At 50.0% G+C, this 16,256-nt stretch carries 19 protein-coding genes and 1 pseudogene; 3 read left to right on the top strand and 17 right to left on the bottom strand.

Annotated elements, in window-relative coordinates; all coding sequences use genetic code 11:
* The first annotated feature begins 78 nt into the window (after nt 1–78).
* Complete coding sequence (gene leuE, locus ACHHZ6_RS00565) at nt 79–714, top strand: leucine efflux protein LeuE (protein ID WP_395121521.1); 636 nt, start codon at nt 79–81, stop codon at nt 712–714.
* A gap of 49 nt (nt 715–763) precedes the next feature.
* Here leuE and ACHHZ6_RS00560 read toward each other — a convergent pair whose 3' ends face one another.
* The 3 genes from ACHHZ6_RS00560 to ACHHZ6_RS00550 form a co-directional block, all read right to left on the bottom strand.
* Nucleotides 764–1,144 (bottom strand): hypothetical protein, encoded by a 381-nt coding sequence (locus ACHHZ6_RS00560; protein ID WP_395121520.1) that lies wholly within the window; start codon nt 1,142–1,144, stop codon nt 764–766.
* A gap of 161 nt (nt 1,145–1,305) precedes the next feature.
* A complete protein-coding gene (locus ACHHZ6_RS00555; RefSeq protein WP_395121518.1) occupies nt 1,306–2,979 on the bottom strand; it encodes a phosphoglycerol transferase I in 1,674 nt (557 codons plus the stop codon).
* 108 nt (nt 2,980–3,087) lie between these two features.
* Nucleotides 3,088–3,384: a YciI family protein gene (locus tag ACHHZ6_RS00550; RefSeq protein ID WP_395121517.1), complete on the bottom strand. Its 297-nt coding sequence runs from the start codon at nt 3,382–3,384 to the stop codon at nt 3,088–3,090.
* 220 nt (nt 3,385–3,604) lie between these two features.
* Here ACHHZ6_RS00550 and tonB point away from each other — a divergent pair, with 220 nt between their 5' ends.
* Nucleotides 3,605–4,327 carry a TonB system transport protein TonB gene (gene tonB, locus ACHHZ6_RS00545; RefSeq protein ID WP_395121667.1) on the top strand — a complete coding sequence of 241 codons (723 nt, stop codon included), beginning with the start codon at nt 3,605–3,607 and terminating at the stop codon, nt 4,325–4,327.
* Between the two features lie 38 nt (nt 4,328–4,365).
* Here tonB and yciA read toward each other — a convergent pair whose 3' ends face one another.
* The 4 genes from yciA to ACHHZ6_RS00525 all read right to left on the bottom strand — a co-directional run bounded on the left by yciA (nt 4,366) and on the right by ACHHZ6_RS00525 (nt 6,635).
* Complete coding sequence (gene yciA, locus ACHHZ6_RS00540) at nt 4,366–4,761, bottom strand: acyl-CoA thioester hydrolase YciA (protein WP_395121515.1); 396 nt, start codon at nt 4,759–4,761, stop codon at nt 4,366–4,368.
* A gap of 104 nt (nt 4,762–4,865) precedes the next feature.
* Nucleotides 4,866–5,405 carry a septation protein A gene (locus ACHHZ6_RS00535; protein WP_395121513.1) on the bottom strand — a complete coding sequence of 180 codons (540 nt, stop codon included), beginning with the start codon at nt 5,403–5,405 and terminating at the stop codon, nt 4,866–4,868.
* A gap of 56 nt (nt 5,406–5,461) precedes the next feature.
* On the bottom strand, nt 5,462–6,205 hold the full coding sequence (locus ACHHZ6_RS00530; RefSeq protein ID WP_182271671.1) for a YciC family protein: 744 nt from the start codon (nt 6,203–6,205) through the stop codon (nt 5,462–5,464).
* A 25-nt stretch (nt 6,206–6,230) separates the two neighbouring features.
* Nucleotides 6,231–6,635 carry a YkgJ family cysteine cluster protein gene (locus ACHHZ6_RS00525; protein WP_182271670.1) on the bottom strand — a complete coding sequence of 135 codons (405 nt, stop codon included), beginning with the start codon at nt 6,633–6,635 and terminating at the stop codon, nt 6,231–6,233.
* A 281-nt stretch (nt 6,636–6,916) separates the two neighbouring features.
* Here ACHHZ6_RS00525 and ompW point away from each other — a divergent pair, with 281 nt between their 5' ends.
* Nucleotides 6,917–7,549: an outer membrane protein OmpW gene (ompW, locus tag ACHHZ6_RS00520; RefSeq protein WP_395121511.1), complete on the top strand. Its 633-nt coding sequence runs from the start codon at nt 6,917–6,919 to the stop codon at nt 7,547–7,549.
* 94 nt (nt 7,550–7,643) lie between these two features.
* Here the strand turns inward: ompW and uspF are convergent, their stop codons facing one another.
* The 10 genes and pseudogenes from uspF to trpB all read right to left on the bottom strand — a co-directional run bounded on the left by uspF (nt 7,644) and on the right by trpB (nt 16,247).
* Complete coding sequence (uspF, locus tag ACHHZ6_RS00515) at nt 7,644–8,078, bottom strand: universal stress protein UspF (RefSeq protein WP_182271668.1); 435 nt, start codon at nt 8,076–8,078, stop codon at nt 7,644–7,646.
* Nucleotides 8,079–8,217: 139 nt separating this feature from the next.
* Nucleotides 8,218–8,451 carry a sulfurtransferase-like selenium metabolism protein YedF gene (gene yedF / locus ACHHZ6_RS00510; RefSeq protein WP_182271667.1) on the bottom strand — a complete coding sequence of 78 codons (234 nt, stop codon included), beginning with the start codon at nt 8,449–8,451 and terminating at the stop codon, nt 8,218–8,220.
* Nucleotides 8,448–9,662: a selenium metabolism membrane protein YedE/FdhT gene (yedE, locus tag ACHHZ6_RS00505; RefSeq protein ID WP_395121509.1), complete on the bottom strand. Its 1,215-nt coding sequence runs from the start codon at nt 9,660–9,662 to the stop codon at nt 8,448–8,450. The genes yedF and yedE overlap by 4 nt, the downstream gene beginning before the upstream one ends.
* A gap of 234 nt (nt 9,663–9,896) precedes the next feature.
* Nucleotides 9,897–9,983: a magnesium transporter protection protein MgtU gene (mgtU, locus tag ACHHZ6_RS00500; protein WP_395121666.1), complete on the bottom strand. Its 87-nt coding sequence runs from the start codon at nt 9,981–9,983 to the stop codon at nt 9,897–9,899.
* Entirely contained in the window at nt 9,976–10,089 is a 114-nt protein-coding gene (mgtR, locus tag ACHHZ6_RS00495; RefSeq protein WP_182271666.1) for a protein MgtR, read from the bottom strand. The genes mgtU and mgtR overlap by 8 nt, the downstream gene beginning before the upstream one ends.
* A 21-nt stretch (nt 10,090–10,110) precedes the next feature.
* Complete coding sequence (gene mgtA, locus ACHHZ6_RS00490) at nt 10,111–12,843, bottom strand: magnesium-translocating P-type ATPase (RefSeq protein ID WP_395121508.1); 2,733 nt, start codon at nt 12,841–12,843, stop codon at nt 10,111–10,113.
* Nucleotides 12,844–12,999: 156 nt separating this feature from the next.
* Entirely contained in the window at nt 13,000–13,695 is a 696-nt protein-coding gene (locus ACHHZ6_RS00485) for an MgtC family protein (protein WP_182271664.1), read from the bottom strand.
* Between the two features lie 377 nt (nt 13,696–14,072).
* A pseudogene (locus ACHHZ6_RS00480) lies at nt 14,073–14,219 on the bottom strand (IS1 family transposase); the annotation flags it as partial.
* Nucleotides 14,220–14,244: 25 nt separating this feature from the next.
* A complete protein-coding gene (trpA, locus tag ACHHZ6_RS00475; RefSeq protein ID WP_196390060.1) occupies nt 14,245–15,054 on the bottom strand; it encodes a tryptophan synthase subunit alpha in 810 nt (269 codons plus the stop codon).
* The gene (trpB, locus tag ACHHZ6_RS00470) at nt 15,054–16,247 is read right to left on the bottom strand and encodes a tryptophan synthase subunit beta (RefSeq protein WP_395121505.1); all 1,194 of its coding nucleotides are present in this window, start codon (nt 16,245–16,247) and stop codon (nt 15,054–15,056) included. The genes trpA and trpB overlap by 1 nt, the downstream gene beginning before the upstream one ends.
* Between the last annotated feature and the right edge of the window lie 9 nt (nt 16,248–16,256).

Below are 16,256 nucleotides of genomic sequence, written 5' to 3'. Positions count from 1 at the left end.
CTGATTTTATAGCGTCTGATTTTATGAATATCGTTATTGCAGCGATATTCTCGTTGTTTTTAGCAAAAGGAGGGAGAAGTGTTTGCGGAGTTTGGAGTACTTAATTTCTGGACGTACGTCGTTGGCGCGTTCTTTATTGTGCTGGTTCCAGGGCCAAACACCTTGTTTGTGCTGAAAACCGGAATTGGTCACGGCGTCAAAAAAGGTTATCTGGCTGCGACCGGCGTGTTCATCGGTGATGCAGTATTGATGTTTCTGGCCTGGGCGGGTGTTGCCGCATTGATCCAGACAACCCCGGTTTTATTTAATATCGTGCGTTATCTGGGGGCGTTTTATCTGCTGTGGCTGGGCGGGAAAATGCTCTGGTCAGTTATCACCCGGCAGAATAATGCACATGCGAGTGGAGCCGAGCCTGCAAGCGCAATCATGAAGCGCGCGCTGGTATTGAGCCTGACAAACCCAAAAGCGATTCTGTTTTACGTTTCGTTCTTTGTGCAGTTTATTGACGTAAGTGCTGAAAATACGGGGACCTCTTTCCTGATCCTGGCGACGACCCTTGAGCTGATCAGCTTTGTGTATATGAGCTTCCTGATCTTCTCTGGTGCTTTTGTCACTCGTTATCTTAAAACCAAAAAGAAACTGGCAAAACTGGGGAATGGGCTGATAGGGCTGCTGTTTGTCGGATTTGCGGCGAGGTTAGCGTCGCTGCATTGATTGCAAAAAAGGCTCCGGAGACGGAGCCTTTTTAATAAGTTAGAGCAAATTACTTACAGTCGGTGAAAATATTACATAACTCATACAAATTAAAGTCTGCTGGATTTATAAACACATCCAGTGGTATATCAGGTTTTCCTATAATAAATTTCGTCTCTTTTTTATTATAAGTTCCTATTATTTGCTGTCTGGGAGCCAACTGGGTAGCTGCGTCAGAACGTAATAATGTATTAACTGACGGTCTGGTTTCATAAGGAATGCAAAAAACAGACTCATTTGACGCGAAGATTATAGGTGAGTCGTCGTTGTCAAGAAATTTTTTTATTGCATTGTCATCAACAGAAACATTGTTGCATGTATTAAAATTGGTCAGGAATTTCGTTTCTTTATTTTCTTTGGTTAATTTGTAAAAATTAACACCATAGGGCATGAGTTGCTCTTGAGTATTATCATTAATTCCTGTTTGGACATTAAGTGGTCCAGACGAGATTCCGATAAGACTCTCAGTAAATAAAGGCGATGCGATATTGAGCTCTCTGCGATTGTAAAGACCTCTTTCGCTAATTTGGTACTGTACAGTGCCATTACGCGTTAACTCATAACCACATAAACCTTTTTACTGTTGGATGTCATTCCGCAATCGTTAATATAAAATAGAATGCCATCGTTACTAATCATCTTTTCGGCGTTCAAAGCAAAGGCTTCAAAATAAATTTCGTTGATGTTTTTATTTTTATCGGCAGTGCCAAATAGAGGCCATTTGTATTGTTGTTGACCAATTGTTAATATACCATCTTTAAATGAGAATGTATCATTTAGGGAGGGGTAATTCCATAGGTAAGATGAAAACCCAAGATAGTCACTGATATTTTTAAATTTTCCCCATGACTGTAGTATGTCACTTTTAACATTACTTAGTAAGCTATGACCAAATCCAAAATCGGGATTCTTAGCTGAAGAAATATCAAGTATAGTCGGCCAGACATCCAGTAATGTCCCTGCTTTGTCGATTTTAGCGGGTTTGATCCCTTTTTTAATGATTATAAAGTTGTTTCTACGCTTGTCCTGAATGCTATCAAATTCTTTACTGGCAGCGTTAGCCATCATCAGATGGTCTGAAACAAGTACAACAATAGTATTGTCAAAATGATCTGAGTTGATGATTTTTTTTATAAAAGCACTGATAAGGTAATCGGAGCAGGTTACCGATTTAAGCATAGGATTGCTAATGGTAGCATCAATATGTCCATCGCAAGTAGATAAGTAAGTTCCCGCTGGTGGATGCGTGTTGACGCTTAAAAATGAGAGAAGGAAATTATTTTTTGAAATTGATAATCTCTCGAATTCATTATAAACATGATCAATGAGTACGTCATCGTGAACTCCCCAGCCGCTTATGTTTTCATCATTCACGAGGTGATGATTCTGTAAATATTGTTTGTCATGTTGATATTGCCAGCCATGCTGGGAAAAAAACTTGTCTCCTCCAGCAAACTCTTTATCACTCCCACGGATAAATTCAGTTGTATAATCACTATTTTGCAAATGTGTTGCAATACAATTCGCACCACTAAGGAAATTAGACATATTATTCGCGGTATTACCTTGAGGAAGAACTAAAGGGACAGCACATTGCGTATTGACAATGCCTGCCATAGTCCAACCCATTCCAGGTATTTGCTCTATGTTAGTAAATTCCAGGTAATCATCTGCGAGCTTACTTATATTTGGGATGTAATTGACACCATTAATGTCTCTTAACGTCCGCTCGAGACTCTCAGCATAAATAAAAACGAAGTTATATCTTTTTTCCATTTTATAATCAATATCTTTATACTGCTTAGCTACTTCCACTCCATTTCCATATGATAAGTTTAGAATTGAGTTATATATATTTTGGGTTGCGTTAGACTTGAGTATAAATACTGAGAAAAATAAAATAAATAAAGAGTTAAAAGCCAATTTGTTGCGATGTGGTAATTTTTTTTGCAACTTGAATGAACAAACTATAATTGCTATAGATATCAAAATAAAAATACTGGCTGCAAAAATCTTTGGTAAGATATCATCAATGGATGTTCCATGAACATTACTTTTCAGATGATAATAAACTGCATCATTTACACCATTCCCGGTGAACATATCAGATATAAACCAAAAGGCAAATATAAATAATGTAATAACCACAACAATAGATTTGGTTTTTATAAATGCAGAGTTAGCAAAACAAATTACTAATAATAATACTAATAAAATATAATCCATAACGTAGCTTTCTAGGCAAAGAAGATTAGTGGATTATATCTTTTTTCACTTAAAATGATAGTAGGGCAACACAAAATTAGTGGGGTGCCCTATATTCAACATTATGATTTAAAATACTTTTTTATACGCCCGGACAGTCACTTTCGCATACACACCGGCCGCAATGTACGGGTCGGCGTCGGCCCAGGATTTTGCCGCCTCCAGAGATTCAAACTCTGCAATCACCGTAGAGCCAGAGAAACCGGCTGCGCCAGGGTCATTGCTGTCTACTGCGGGCATTGGGCCTGCGGTCAGTAATCGACCTTCATCATGCAGCAACTGTAAGCGCGCCAGATGGGCAGGGCGAACTGAAAGGCGTTTTTCCAGGGAATTAGCGATATCTTCAGCATAAATCACATAAAGCACGGCGAAGCTCCTTAACCGTTAAAAGTGTCATTTACGTTATGTGAAAGCACAATTGACTGCAATGTAAAGATAAAAACAATGTTAATACCCTGATCTAAATGCATCTTTTTGGACCTGCTGTGCGCTTAAATTGCGCGAAGACAAAGTGTCTTATTGAATATGATTGCTATTTGCATTTAAAATCGGGGTCTGGTTTTTTAATGTGATGATTATGACTTCGATGACCCTTGACCTACCTCGCCGCTTTCCCTGGCCGACGTTACTTTCTGTCGTTATTCACGGTACCGTCGTGGCAGGGTTGCTCTATACCTCGGTTCATCAGGTTATTGAAATGCCCGCGCCAGCGCAGCCCATTTCTGTGGTGATGGTATCGCCAGCGGATCTTGCACCGCCGCAGGTCGCCCCTCCACCAGCGCAGCCTCAACCGGTTGCTGAACCAGAACCTGAACCGATCCCGGAACCGCCGAAAGAAGCTCCGGTGGTGATCCACAAGCCGGAACCGAAGCCTAAACCTAAGCCGAAGCCAAAACCGGTGAAGAAGGTGGAAGAGCGTCCGATACGTGAAGAACGTCCGGTTGAGCCTCACGCTACGCAAACGGTAGAGAATGCAGCACCGTCGCGTCCGGCGATGAACAATACCGCGACAGCGGCGAAACCGACGGTCACGGCACCCGCAGGCCCGCGTGCGCTGAGCCGCAACCAGCCGCAATATCCACCGCGTGCTCAGATGCTACGTATTGAAGGCCGCGTACGCGTGAAATTTGACGTAACACCGGACGGGCGCGTGGAGAATGTAGAAATCCTGTCGGCGCAGCCTTCTAACATGTTTGAACGCGAAGTTAAAACGGCGATGCGCAAATGGCGTTACGAAGCGGGTAAACCGGGGAGTGGGCTGACGGTGAATATTATTTTCCGCCTGAACGGCGGGGCGCAAATGGAATGAAAGAAGCCTCTGTAAAGAGGCTTCTTTTTGCCTGATTCTCAGGACTGAGGAAGCTGGCGAGGTTTGCCCTGGCTGTCTACAGCCACGTAAATAAACAGCGCTTCCGTTGCTTTATAACGTTGCCCGATAGGTTCGGAAGAGACTTTTTTCACCCATACTTCAATGTTGATGGAAATCGACGTATTGCCACGTTTTACGCATCGCGCATAGCAGCAGACCACATCACCCACCGCAACCGGGCGCAGGAAGCTCATGCCATCCACCCGAACGGTGACTACACGTCCATGCGCAATCTCTTTCGCCAGGATTGCGCCACCCATATCCATTTGCGACATTAACCAGCCGCCAAAAATATCGCCATTGGCATTCGTGTCAGCGGGCATTGCCAGTGTGCGTAATACCAGTTCGCCCTGAGGGGCGTCATTTGTTGTCATTGTTTTAACTCGTAACTGAAGACTTCAGGCGGGATGCTACTATGATTTTCGACTGGAGAAAATAGACCAGAACGCCTGTTGTACTGCGTTCCGGTCATCATCGATCAGTGTTTGTCGTCCTGCGGTATGTGACGATAAATATATACACCGCTTAAGAGCGTAAAAATAAGCGTCAGCGCGGTCAGGCCAAAGACCTTAAAGTTGACCCAAATTTCTTCCGGTAACCAGAAGGCGATATAGATGTTAGCCAGGCCACACAGAATGAAGAAGACGGCCCAGGCGAGGTTAAGGCGGGACCATACATCCTGCGGCAGAGTGAGCTCTTTACCCAGCATGCGCTGGATCAGCGGCTTTTTCATTACCCACTGGCTGACCAATAACGCGCCTGCAAACAGCGCATAAATCACTGTAACCTTCCATTTGATGAATTCAACATTGTGGAAGGCCAGGGTAAGCCCGCCGAATACGACCACCAGACCGAAAGTGATGAGCGCCATTTTTTCTACTTTGCGATAGCGGATCCAGCTATAGATCAGCACCACGGCGGTAGCAATGATCAGCGCATAGGTTGCCGCAAAAATGTCATACAACTTATAAAAAGCGAAAAAGACCACCAGCGGTAAAAAATCAAGAAACTGCTTCATTCTGTGATTCCATCTTCTGAGCAGGGCCGGGCGCAGCGATGCACCCAGCCTCAGGATTACTGACGAATTAACATATACAGGCGGAACAGATAGACCAGCAGTACAGCTGAAATCAGGTTGCTCAGCGTATTTGCCACCACCGCGCCAACATTTGGCGTTAACACAGCAAAGTTTGGTGCAAACAATAACAGGAGCGTTTTAGCAAGCAGCCAGCCGATCACGGCCGGAGCCACCAGGCGCATGTTAGACCACGCCAGCTTTGCACTGCTCCGCATTGCGGTGAAGATCCCCATTTTGTCCTGCACAACCATCACCGGCGCGAAGGAGAGCACTATAGCCAGTAACACACCCGGTACCACAATAAGCATAATCCCCATTTGCACCAGCATGGTGGTTAAAAAGATGAGGATAAACAGCTTCGGCAGTACAGGTGCGCTGGCACCGATAGCGCGTAATGCACTCACGCGATGGCCTGCGGACACGAGCTGGATCATCAGCAGTACACCACCCGCAAGAATGGCATTGCCAATCAGACCTGAAAAGGTTGAGGCAGCTGACGCGCGCAGCAGAATTTGCTGTTGCTCAGGCGTCATGTTCTGCACCAGGTCAAACAACCCCACGCTGCCCGCAAGATGGTCGCCCTGGCTCAGGCTGGCAATTTGTTCTTCACTCGGAGAGAACGCATGACCAAGCACCACCGTGATAAAGGCGCATAACAATGCGATCAGTAAAAAGGTTATGAACTGATTGCGGAAAAAATTTCCCGTGTCACGGTAGACAGAATTCGCCGTGATAGACATGCACTCTCCTTGAGTATTGCAGGTGTTAATTAGCCGGCAATTGTACACCGGATAACGCTGCCGTGGCAGCATCAAGGCTTGTATGGAAAAGCATATCTTTGTAAAGCGGAGGTAATCCGTAGTGCGCACGTGCGCGATTACAGGCTTCGTTAACCTGTCCATCCACCCCCGACATCGAAAAATCCCGGCATGGGCTGGGGCGCTGCTCGTAGATTTTACAACGCGTGGCCTCCCCGGGCGTGCCCTCCAGTGCCGAACAACGGCTCTGTTTTTGGTTCGTACCGCTCATGCAACGCAGAAAAGGAGAGACGGGCTCAGTGAGCTGAACCGGAACGGTACCGCCGCCATCGCTGGCTTCGGCCCAGTAGAAAGAGACTCGAAAATACGCACAACAGGCCCCGCACGTCATGCACGGATTGAGATCACTCATGGCACACCTGCAATAGAAGAACGCATCAAATCACATTGTGAGAGAGCTAAATTATCCAGGGCCAGAGAAGAGAGCAAGGGGGGATAAGGGGAAAATTTTCTCACTGTGAAATGGCAAAAATTGACTTAAAGACAAAATAACCCTCTAGGGTGAGTTATAAAAAATTAACTCAGATCAATGAATGTTAACTTACTGGTTTTAATGTGATCTGTGTTAGATCACTTATTACTCATTTGTGAGTATATTGCCCCCGCAATTAAAACCACAACGATGGAGCGGATATGAAAAAATTAGCGGTGGCAGCCCTTGTCTTAAGCAGTCTCTCTGGTGGCGTGTACGCGCATGAAGCAGGTGAATTCTTTATTCGTGCCGGTTCGGCTACAGTTCGTCCGACTGAAGGTTCTGATAATGTGCTGGGGTTGGGCGGTTTTAACGTCAGCAATAATACCCAGTTAGGTTTGACGTTCACGTATATGGCAACAGATAACATCGGCGTTGAACTCCTGGCCGCAACGCCATTCCGCCATCATGTCGGAACCGGACCTACCGGAGATATCGCCACGGTAAACCTTTTACCTCCAACGCTGATGGCACAGTGGTACTTTGGTGATTCAAGCAGTAAGGTACGTCCGTACATCGGCGCGGGGGTGAACTACACCACCTTCTTTAATGAGAAATTTAACGATACCGGTAAAGACGCTGGGCTTTCCGATCTCAGCCTGAAAGACTCCTGGGGTATGGCGGGGCAGGTCGGTCTGGATTATCTGATAAACCGCGACTGGCTGATTAATATGTCAGTCTGGTATATGGATATCGATACCGATGTGCGCTTTAAAGCGGCTGGCGAGCAGCAAAGCATCAACACCCGTCTGGATCCGTGGGTATTTATGTTCTCAGCGGGTTACCGTTTCTAAGTTATTTCCTGAGACTGGCCAGATGATGGCCAGTTTTCTCTCCTCTGAAGTGATCCCTTGTAAAAAAGCCCCGGTATAACCGAGGCTTTATTTTTTAGCGTACAACCAGCACCGGACATTTTGCGTGGCGCACGACCACCGCAGCGTTTGATCCTAAAAGGTAAGTTGTAATATCAGGCCGATGAGAGGCAATAATAATCAGGTCAGCGTTGATGGTGTCCGCCAGCTTCAGGATCTGATCTTTCGGCGAGCCAGAAATGGCATGCGTCTGGATGCGGTCAGCGGGCAGGTTGAACTGTTTAACAATCTCATTCAGTTTCTCTAGTGCATCCTGCTGTATCTCAGCCAGTTTCGGCATCTCAACCGAATACGCCAGCCCAAGCGACGAGTAGTAAGGGAAAGACGGTATTACCGTCAGAAAATGAACTTTGGCGTTGTTGATTGCTGCGTTTACCTGAACATAGGGAACCACCTGTTCAGTCAGACGGCTCTCTGAAATATCGAGAGGGACTAAAATCGAATGGAACATGCCGTACCTCCTGTTTGTTTTTTATCCACTTCAAGTTTAGTCCTGGCGTAACCGCAGGCACTGTATTTGCTGTGAAAATGGGACTTAAGGCGGCTTTTATGGCAGAGAGAACGCCCCAGAGAGGGGCGCAAGGGGCATGTTACTTCTGGATCAAATAACGAATGGTAGGCCCATCCTGTTGAATATCCAGCACGGTGTAGCCGTGGTTTTGGGCATCCAGCGGAATATTGTTAATGGATTGCGGGCAATCGCTCACCACTTCCAGAATCTCACCTTTCCTGAGCTGTGGCAGCGCTTCAAGTGTGGCGACTGCCGGGTAAGGGCACGGTTCACCGATCATATCGAGGCGATAGTCAGGCACGATCTCTTTCATGCTGCATTCTCCCGGGGTTCAATGGTTGTGTCGGTACGACGACGGAAGAAGCGTTTTTCTTGCGCGACGACCAGTAAAAATGCGATCAGCAGCAGGGCGTATGTCACCACCAGTCCGCCGAGCGGGCCAAAGGTCTTCAGCAGGTTGACCTTGTCCCAGTTTGTCGCCAGCACGGGCGACATGTCATCCCAGTAGTATGCCAGGATTGTAGAGCCGATCACGTTTCCCAGACCCACCCACCAGTAATGCACCTGACCTTCCACGGCGCGGTACATCCAGCCGGTTTCGCAACCGCCAGCGAGCACAATTCCAAAACCAAACAGCAGCCCGCCAATCACTGCATTAGGGCCCGCCCACATGATTTTCGGTTCAACGCCAAGTTGCACATAGCTGAAGATGCCGATCGCGCTGACAGCCATACCGGCAATAATTGCTTTGGCCATCATGGTACGGCCGGTGATCCACATGTCGCGAAACGCAGAGGTAAAGCAGATTTGTGCGCGCTCAATCAGCAGACCAAAGCCCACGCCAAACAGCATGGCTAACCCCAGTTTTGGCTGGTTCAGTGCAGTGCAAATAGCCCATGCAACCATTGCAAAAAAGACCAGCATACCCAGGCGGAAACGGCGGCGTGCCTGCGCCGGTTTTTGCGTCAGTGGTGAAGCTGCACTGACTTTGACCATCCTGACGGGAATGCGAAACAGCGGCAGTAGAGTGAATTTCGCGCCGAAATAAGAACCTATGGCCGTGGCGACGGCAAAGAACCAGGCATGCAGCGAAAACTGCGGAATGCCAGTAAAGAAGGCGGCAAGGTTACAGCCCATTGCGAGGCGAGCGCCGAACCCGGCGATCATCCCCCCAATCACCGCCTGCATGATGCGAATACGGCTCTTTGGCATTCTCAGTTTAACGTTGTTCGCCCACAGTGCCGCGGCAAAACAACCGCCGAACATACCGATAATCATCATTCCGTCGATGCGGGTCAGCGGTGTGCCATCCAGATGGATGAGTTTATAGTAACCCCATTCTTCGGCATGCACTCCCGCCATCTGCAGCAGTTGCCCGCCCCAGCGGGTAAACTCGCCGGTAACGGCCCAAAAGGTGCCAGTAATGCCGAAATAATAGGTAGACAGGATCCCCGCAGCGATGACTGCCGGTACTGGGGACCAGAACTTAACCAGGTAAGTCTGTTTGAAGTATTGCCATGACATGTGTAAGCCTCTGAACTCAGAAGGTATATGTGGATTTAACGGCCTGGAATATATAACCTTTTTCCTGTCTCCAAAACCTCTCCAGAACGTTTCACCAAAATACCTCGCTTTTTTATGACTTTCATCATTAAACCGCACAGCTTAAAGATTGCCTGCACGGCTCCAGAATTAAGACAGCAAGCAAAGCTCGTGATGATGAAAAGGGACGCGTCAGACGCGTCCCTTCTTTAATGGTTAACGAACAAACACCGTGAGTAAAATAATCAGGGCTGCGAAAATAATGACCTGAATAAACACAGACTCCACGCTACGTTTACGCATGCATCCCTCCCGGTGACTCGAATATCAGCCAGATACCGCCCAGCAGCACCAACAGACCGATAACGAAAAAGGTAAGCGCGATAATCCGGTCATGTGAATGCTTCATATCAGCCTCCTCTGTGTCGAATCAAAACCACTGACCAAACCGTTTGATATAAAAGCGTTTCATCCCCTGTGCCACGAGACAGTAGCTCAGAAGCGTCGCCACCAGCCACGGGAAGTAGCTTAACGGCAGCGGCTCAAGCCCCACCATCGCCCCCAGCGGCGAGAACGGTATATAGATACCGATGACCATAACGCAGGCGGTGGTCAGCAGCACCGGTAGCGTCGCGCGGCTCTGAATAAACGGGATCTTCTGCGTCCTTAACATGTGCACCACCAGCGTTTGCGACAACAGCCCTTCAATAAACCAGCCGGACTGGAACAGCGCCTGGGCCTCAACGTGGTTTGCCGCAAAGACGTACCACATCAGCGCAAAGGTGGTGATGTCGAAAATGGACGACGTCGGTCCAATCCACAACATGAAGCGGCCGATGTTTTTGGCATCCCACTTGCGCGGTTTACTCAAAAACTCTTTATCCATTTTGTCCCACGGTAGCGACAGCTGGGAGATGTCGTACATCAGGTTCTGGATCAGCAGATGGATCGCCAGCATCGGCAGGAACGGGATAAACGCGCTGGCTACCAGTACGGAAAAAACGTTGCCGAAGTTAGAGCTGGCGGTCATATTCAGGTACTTGATGATATTGCCGAAGGTTTCACGACCTTTGATCACGCCTTCTTCCAGCACCATCAGATCTTTTTCCAGCAGGATAATATCCGATGACTCTTTGGCGATATCCGCCGCGCTGTCGACGGAAATGCCCACATCGGCATCGCGGAGTGCCGGAGCATCGTTAATGCCGTCGCCGAGAAAACCGACGGTATGTCCGTTCTTTTGCAGCGCCTTCAGAATGCGGGATTTCTGCAGTGGCGTCAGTTTGGCGAACACAGAACGTTGCTCCACCGCCTGCGCCAGTTCGCGATCTGACATGGTCTCCACCTCGGTGCCTGTCAGAATACCGTGCGGATCGATCCCCACCTCAAGGCAGATACGGGCAGTCACCACAGGGTTGTCGCCGGTGAGCACCTTCACCGCCACGCCGTTGTCGCGCAGTGCGGTAATGGCCTTTTCCGCACTCTCTTTCGGCGGGTCGAGGAACGTCAGCATCCCTTCTATCGTCAGTTCCCGTTCATCCCCGGCGCAAAGTGCCTGATTACGCGGTGAGTCGTCCAGCGAACGGGTTGCCACCAGCAGTACGCGAAACCCCTGCGCATTGTAATCCTGTGTTTTCGCCAACAGCAGGTCGCGACGCGTCTCGTCCAGCGCCACTACGCGGTCTCCTTCGCGCAGGTGCGTGGCGACCATCAGCATCTCTTCCACCGCGCCTTTGCAGATGAGACTTCTGCGGCCGTCGCGCACATCTTCCACCGAAACAGAAACGCGGCGGCGCACAAAATCGAAGGGCAGCTCATCGAGCTTAACGAAGCTCTCCTTCACGGCGGGTGCCAGACGCCCCTCACCAACGTGTAAGATCGCACGATCCATCAGGTTACGGGTGCCGCTCTGGCTGTTGCTGTTGAGCCAGGCCAGCGCCAGTACCCGGCTGCTTTCGCTACCACGCATGTCCAGGTGATGCTCCAGGATAATGTGGTCCTGCGTCAGGGTGCCGGTTTTATCGGTACATAACACATCCATTGCGCCAAAGTTCTGAATAGCGTTCAGCCGCTTGACGATCACTTTGCGTCTCGACATGGCAATAGCGCCCTTCGCCAGGTTCGAACTGACGATCATCGGCAGCATTTCCGGGGTTAAACCGACGGCAACCGCCAGCGCAAACAGCGATGCCTCGACCCAGTCGCCTTTGCTGAAGCCGTTAATCAGCAGCACAATGGGTACCATCACCAGCATAAAACGGATAAGCAACCAGCTGACGCTGTTCACACCGCGGTCGAACGCCGTTTGCGAGCGTGTACCGACGATGGATTTTGCCAGCGACCCGAACCAGGTCTGGCCGCCTGTCGCCACGACCACCGCCTGCGCTCTGCCGCTGGTCACGTTGGTGCCCATCAGGCAGATGTTGCCAAGCTCCAGCAGGCCTTTGCTGCGATCGGGGGCCGGTAGCCGCTGACTGTCTTTACCAGAGACGCTCGCCATCACGTCATATTTTTCCACCGGTAAAGATTCGCCGGTAAGAATCGACTGGCTGACAAACAGGTCCCGGGACTCCAGCAGGCGCACATCCGCAGGCACCAGATCGCCCGCCGCGAGGAAGATAATGTCGCCCGGCACCAGCTCCTCAATGGCGATTTCCATTTTGACCGACTCATTACCTTCACCGCCCCGACGCAGCACCGTGGCGGTGGTTCTTACCATTGATTTCAGCGCCTGGGCGGCCTTGTTGGTACGAAACTCCTGCCAGAAACGCAGTAAGCCGCTCAGGCTGACCATGGTCAGAATGATAGTGACCCCCGTCAGATCGGTTTCCTCTCCACTGCGTAGCGGAAGCCAGTAGTCGGTGAAGAAACTCACGACGGCAAGCGCCATCAGAACGTAGATAAACGGGTTATTGAATGCCTGCAGCAGTTGAACCAGCGCTGGCGGCGCTTTCTCATGCGCCACCTCGTTGCGGCCATACGCGAACAGTCGCTCGCGGGCGTCATCGACGTACAGACCGCGACGATCGCTCTCGAGTCGTGAGAGCGTATGCTCCGGGCTGTTAAATGCTTCCGCTTCGATCGCAAAGCGTTTCTTATTTTGCTTATCATTTTCTGACGCCAGCCGGCTTAATTTCCGGTTTTCTACTTTCATGTCAGTCATGATTTATCCCCACTTTAAGACGTGTGTATCCCTGCATAAAAAACTATGCATAATTTTTTCTGGTATGACTCAATATGGTGCGTTTATTTTACGCTTATGGGAATCTCCATCATTCCCTCCTTATATCAGACGATATTATTAGGCAGGCGCGGGATCTCAACTCCCCGCAAGGCTCCAGCGTACAGAGGTGATACTTTCATTAACGCCAATTTTACTCATAATAAGATCGAACGTTTTTCGCGAATCTGCGCTGCTAATCACTTCGGCATGAATTTCTTTATACCCGGATTCATCCAGCACCGACGAACCGAGTCCCTGCACGCTCAGAGAAAACTCCTTTGCCACATTAAATAAAAGCTGACGTACTGCGCTTTCATTATCATGATTGCAGGTTACTTTCAGGACATAGCGTTTTTCTTCATCTGCAGCGCCTGGATACTGATTAATTCGCTGCGCCGCTTCACGCAGTAAAATATTGGCACACAGAATAATGAGGGTGGCCGCCGCGGCATTCCAGAATTGTCCCAGCCCGCACAGCACGCCGATGGCTGCCGAGCACCAGAGCGTGGCAGCAGTATTGAGGCCGCGCACGTTCATGCCTTCACGCATGATGACGCCAGCGCCAAGAAAGCCAATACCGGAGACTATCTGGGCGGCAATGCGTCCCGGACTGTCCGGCGATGTTGACATTGAGCTAAGAATAAATACCGCAGCGCCGGTGGCGACCAGTGCATTTGTCCGCAGACCCGCCATACGTTGACGCCATTGTCTTTCGGCACCAATAAGTGCCCCCAGCAGCATGGCTGCCAGTAAATTTGAGATATAAGGGAACATCAGCATATGTTCCTCCATTTATGCTGGAAGAATAAATACGTGCTGTATTCAGCACACGACAAATTGTCACCTTAAACGGTGATTAATGTCGCGCCGATGGCGGAGGGAATAATGAGTTTTTAAACATGAACATGACGATAAACCTCGCGATAAGTCGCGCTTTGTAAATTTATCGGGGATGCAATCGTCAATTAAGAAGGGATTGCTGCCCGCCAGTTCGGCAAGCAGCGGCAGGAATACGTCGCGTTAGCTTGCCTTGCAAATGAAATAAGGGTGACTGTCCAACGTATGACTCCTGTATGAATTTGTCGACATTATAATCAGGCATCAGGTTAAGTAAAGTAAAAAAGGTCAGCCGGAGAGGATTTGTTTAGATTATTCCATCACAGGAGTGCATGGGCAATAATGTGTTTCAGACGAGTCTCCCATGCATAATACAACCAGCGCTGTTGCTTTTTGCTGCCAACGCGCGGCCATACTTCCTCAACTTCACAAATAAGCTGAATCTGGAGATTATCCCGCGGGAGTAGAGGAACCGTCTGGCAGGGAAGCCAGACGGTGATGAGGTTATGCTTTGCGCGTGGCCGCTTTCATCGCGCTGACGAACGCGTTCAGTTCAGCCAGCATCTGCTCTGGCTTATCAACGTTCTTCTCGATGATTTTGACGATAGCGGAACCGGAAATCGCCCCGGCCGCTTTTGCCTCTATCGCAGCGGTAACCTGTTCCGGAGAGGAGATCCCGAAGCCCTGCAACGGTGGTGCAGCGTGGTATTCCGCCAGTTTTTCCACCAGATGATGCAGTGGCAGCGCCGCTTTGTTTTCAGCTCCGGTCACGCCTGCACGGGAGAGCAGGTAAGTGTAACCACGTCCGTAAGAGGCAATCTGGCGCAGCAGTTCGTCATCGGCGTTCGGTGGGCAGATGAAAATGGGGGCAACGTTGTGACGCATTGCCGCCTGGCGGAAGGGCGCAGACTCTTCCACCGGCACGTCGGCCACCAGCACGGAGTCGACACCCACTCGCGCGCACTCGGCGTAGAACTCATCAATGCCGCGGTTAAACACCAGGTTAGCGTACATCAGCAGTCCAATCGGAATGGTCGGGTGCTTCTGACGAATTGCTGCCAGCATCTCAAAACACTGGGTTGGGGTAACACCCGCCGCAAATGCGCGCAGGGTGGCGTTCTGAATAGTCGGGCCGTCTGCCAGCGGGTCAGAGAACGGAATACCCAGCTCCAGCGCGTCGGCACCGGCTTCAATCAGGGTGTCGATAATTTTTAGCGATTGCTCCGGGCCTGGGTCGCCGAGGGTAACGAAGGGGACAAACGCGCCTTCCTGGCGAGCCTTCAGTTGTGCAAATGCGTTATCGTAGCGTTCCATCAGATTTCCCCTCGTGCTTTCAGAATATCGTGAACGGTGAAGATGTCTTTGTCACCGCGACCGGAAAGGTTCACCACCAGCAGTTGCTCTTTTTCCGGGTTTTCTTTCATCATTTTCAGCGCGTGCGCCAGGGCATGCGAGGACTCCAGTGCCGGGATGATCCCTTCGTGACGGCACAGCGTTTTAAAGGCTTCCAGTGCTTCATCATCGGTAATGGAGACATAATCCGCGCGGCCAGTGCTGTTCAGGTAAGCGTGCTGAGGCCCAACGGACGGGAAATCCAGACCGGCAGAGATAGAGTAAGACTCTTCAATCTGACCTTCATCGGTCTGCATCATCGGGGATTTCATACCAAAGTAAATTCCCACGCGGCCATGCTTCAGCGGCGCACCGTGTTCACCCGATTCAATCCCGTGACCGGCAGGTTCAACGCCAATCAGACCGACGCTGGTTTCGTCGATAAAATCAGCAAACATGCCGATGGCGTTAGAACCGCCGCCCACGCAGGCGATCACCGCGTCCGGCAGACGGCCTTCTTTTTCGAGGATCTGCGCTTTGGTTTCTTCACCGATCATACGCTGGAACTCACGCACGATAGTCGGGAACGGGTGCGGACCTGCAGCAGTGCCGAGCATATAGTGCGCGGTTTCATAGCTGCCAGACCAGTCGCGCAGCGCTTCGTTACAGGCATCCTTCAGCGTCGCGGAGCCGCTGTGTACCGGGATCACTTCAGCGCCCATCAGACGCATACGGAACACATTCGGAGACTGGCGCTCAACGTCCTTCGCCCCCATGTAGATGCGGCATTTCAGACCGAGCAGGGCGCTGGCGAGTGCAGACGCCACGCCGTGCTGGCCAGCACCGGTTTCAGCGATGATTTCGGTTTTGCCCATCCGTTTCGCGAGCAGCGCCTGGCCCAGCACCTGGTTGGTTTTATGCGCACCGCCGTGCAACAGGTCTTCACGCTTGAGATACAGCGTGGTTTTTGTCCCTTCGGTCAGGTTGCGGCATTTGGTCAGCGCCGTAGGACGGCCTGCGTAGTTTTTCAGCAGGTCGGTAAATTCAGCCTGAAACACCGGGTCTTTCTGTGCACTGACAAACGCTTCTTCCAGCTGGCGCAGCGCAGGCATCAGGATTTGCGGGACGTACATCCCACCGAACTCACCAAAATAAGGGTTTAACAATGTCGTCATTTTTTCTTC

The sequence above is a fragment of the Enterobacter cloacae complex sp. 2024EL-00214 genome (genome assembly GCF_043945575.1).
GTDB lineage: Bacteria > Pseudomonadota > Gammaproteobacteria > Enterobacterales > Enterobacteriaceae > Enterobacter > Enterobacter cloacae_P.
The sequence above is the reverse complement of the archived record's forward strand: the minus strand, read 5'-3'. Positions and strand labels throughout refer to the sequence as shown.

Excerpts from the sequence above, each read along its gene's own strand:
- uspF (WP_182271668.1), bottom strand. The coding sequence starts at position 8,078 with ATGTTCCATTCGATTTTAGTCCCTCTCGATATTTCAGAGAGCCGTCTG.
- mgtR (WP_182271666.1), bottom strand. The coding sequence starts at position 10,089 with ATGAAGCATTCACATGACCGGATTATCGCGCTTACCTTTTTCGTTATC.
- ompW (WP_395121511.1), top strand. The coding sequence starts at position 6,917 with ATGAAAAAATTAGCGGTGGCAGCCCTTGTCTTAAGCAGTCTCTCTGGT.
- ACHHZ6_RS00555 (WP_395121518.1), bottom strand. The coding sequence starts at position 2,979 with ATGGATTATATTTTATTAGTATTATTATTAGTAATTTGTTTTGCTAAC.
- trpB (WP_395121505.1), bottom strand. The coding sequence starts at position 16,247 with ATGACGACATTGTTAAACCCTTATTTTGGTGAGTTCGGTGGGATGTAC.
- ACHHZ6_RS00485 (WP_182271664.1), bottom strand. The coding sequence starts at position 13,695 with ATGGAGGAACATATGCTGATGTTCCCTTATATCTCAAATTTACTGGCA.
- mgtU (WP_395121666.1), bottom strand. The coding sequence starts at position 9,983 with ATGCGTAAACGTAGCGTGGAGTCTGTGTTTATTCAGGTCATTATTTTC.
- yciA (WP_395121515.1), bottom strand. The coding sequence starts at position 4,761 with ATGACAACAAATGACGCCCCTCAGGGCGAACTGGTATTACGCACACTG.
- mgtA (WP_395121508.1), bottom strand. The coding sequence starts at position 12,843 with ATGACTGACATGAAAGTAGAAAACCGGAAATTAAGCCGGCTGGCGTCA.
- trpA (WP_196390060.1), bottom strand. The coding sequence starts at position 15,054 with ATGGAACGCTACGATAACGCATTTGCACAACTGAAGGCTCGCCAGGAA.
- ACHHZ6_RS00525 (WP_182271670.1), bottom strand. The coding sequence starts at position 6,635 with ATGAGTGATCTCAATCCGTGCATGACGTGCGGGGCCTGTTGTGCGTAT.
- yedE (WP_395121509.1), bottom strand. The coding sequence starts at position 9,662 with ATGTCATGGCAATACTTCAAACAGACTTACCTGGTTAAGTTCTGGTCC.
- tonB (WP_395121667.1), top strand. The coding sequence starts at position 3,605 with ATGACCCTTGACCTACCTCGCCGCTTTCCCTGGCCGACGTTACTTTCT.
- ACHHZ6_RS00530 (WP_182271671.1), bottom strand. The coding sequence starts at position 6,205 with ATGTCTATCACGGCGAATTCTGTCTACCGTGACACGGGAAATTTTTTC.
- ACHHZ6_RS00560 (WP_395121520.1), bottom strand. The coding sequence starts at position 1,144 with ATGCCCTATGGTGTTAATTTTTACAAATTAACCAAAGAAAATAAAGAA.
- ACHHZ6_RS00535 (WP_395121513.1), bottom strand. The coding sequence starts at position 5,405 with ATGAAGCAGTTTCTTGATTTTTTACCGCTGGTGGTCTTTTTCGCTTTT.
- yedF (WP_182271667.1), bottom strand. The coding sequence starts at position 8,451 with ATGAAAGAGATCGTGCCTGACTATCGCCTCGATATGATCGGTGAACCG.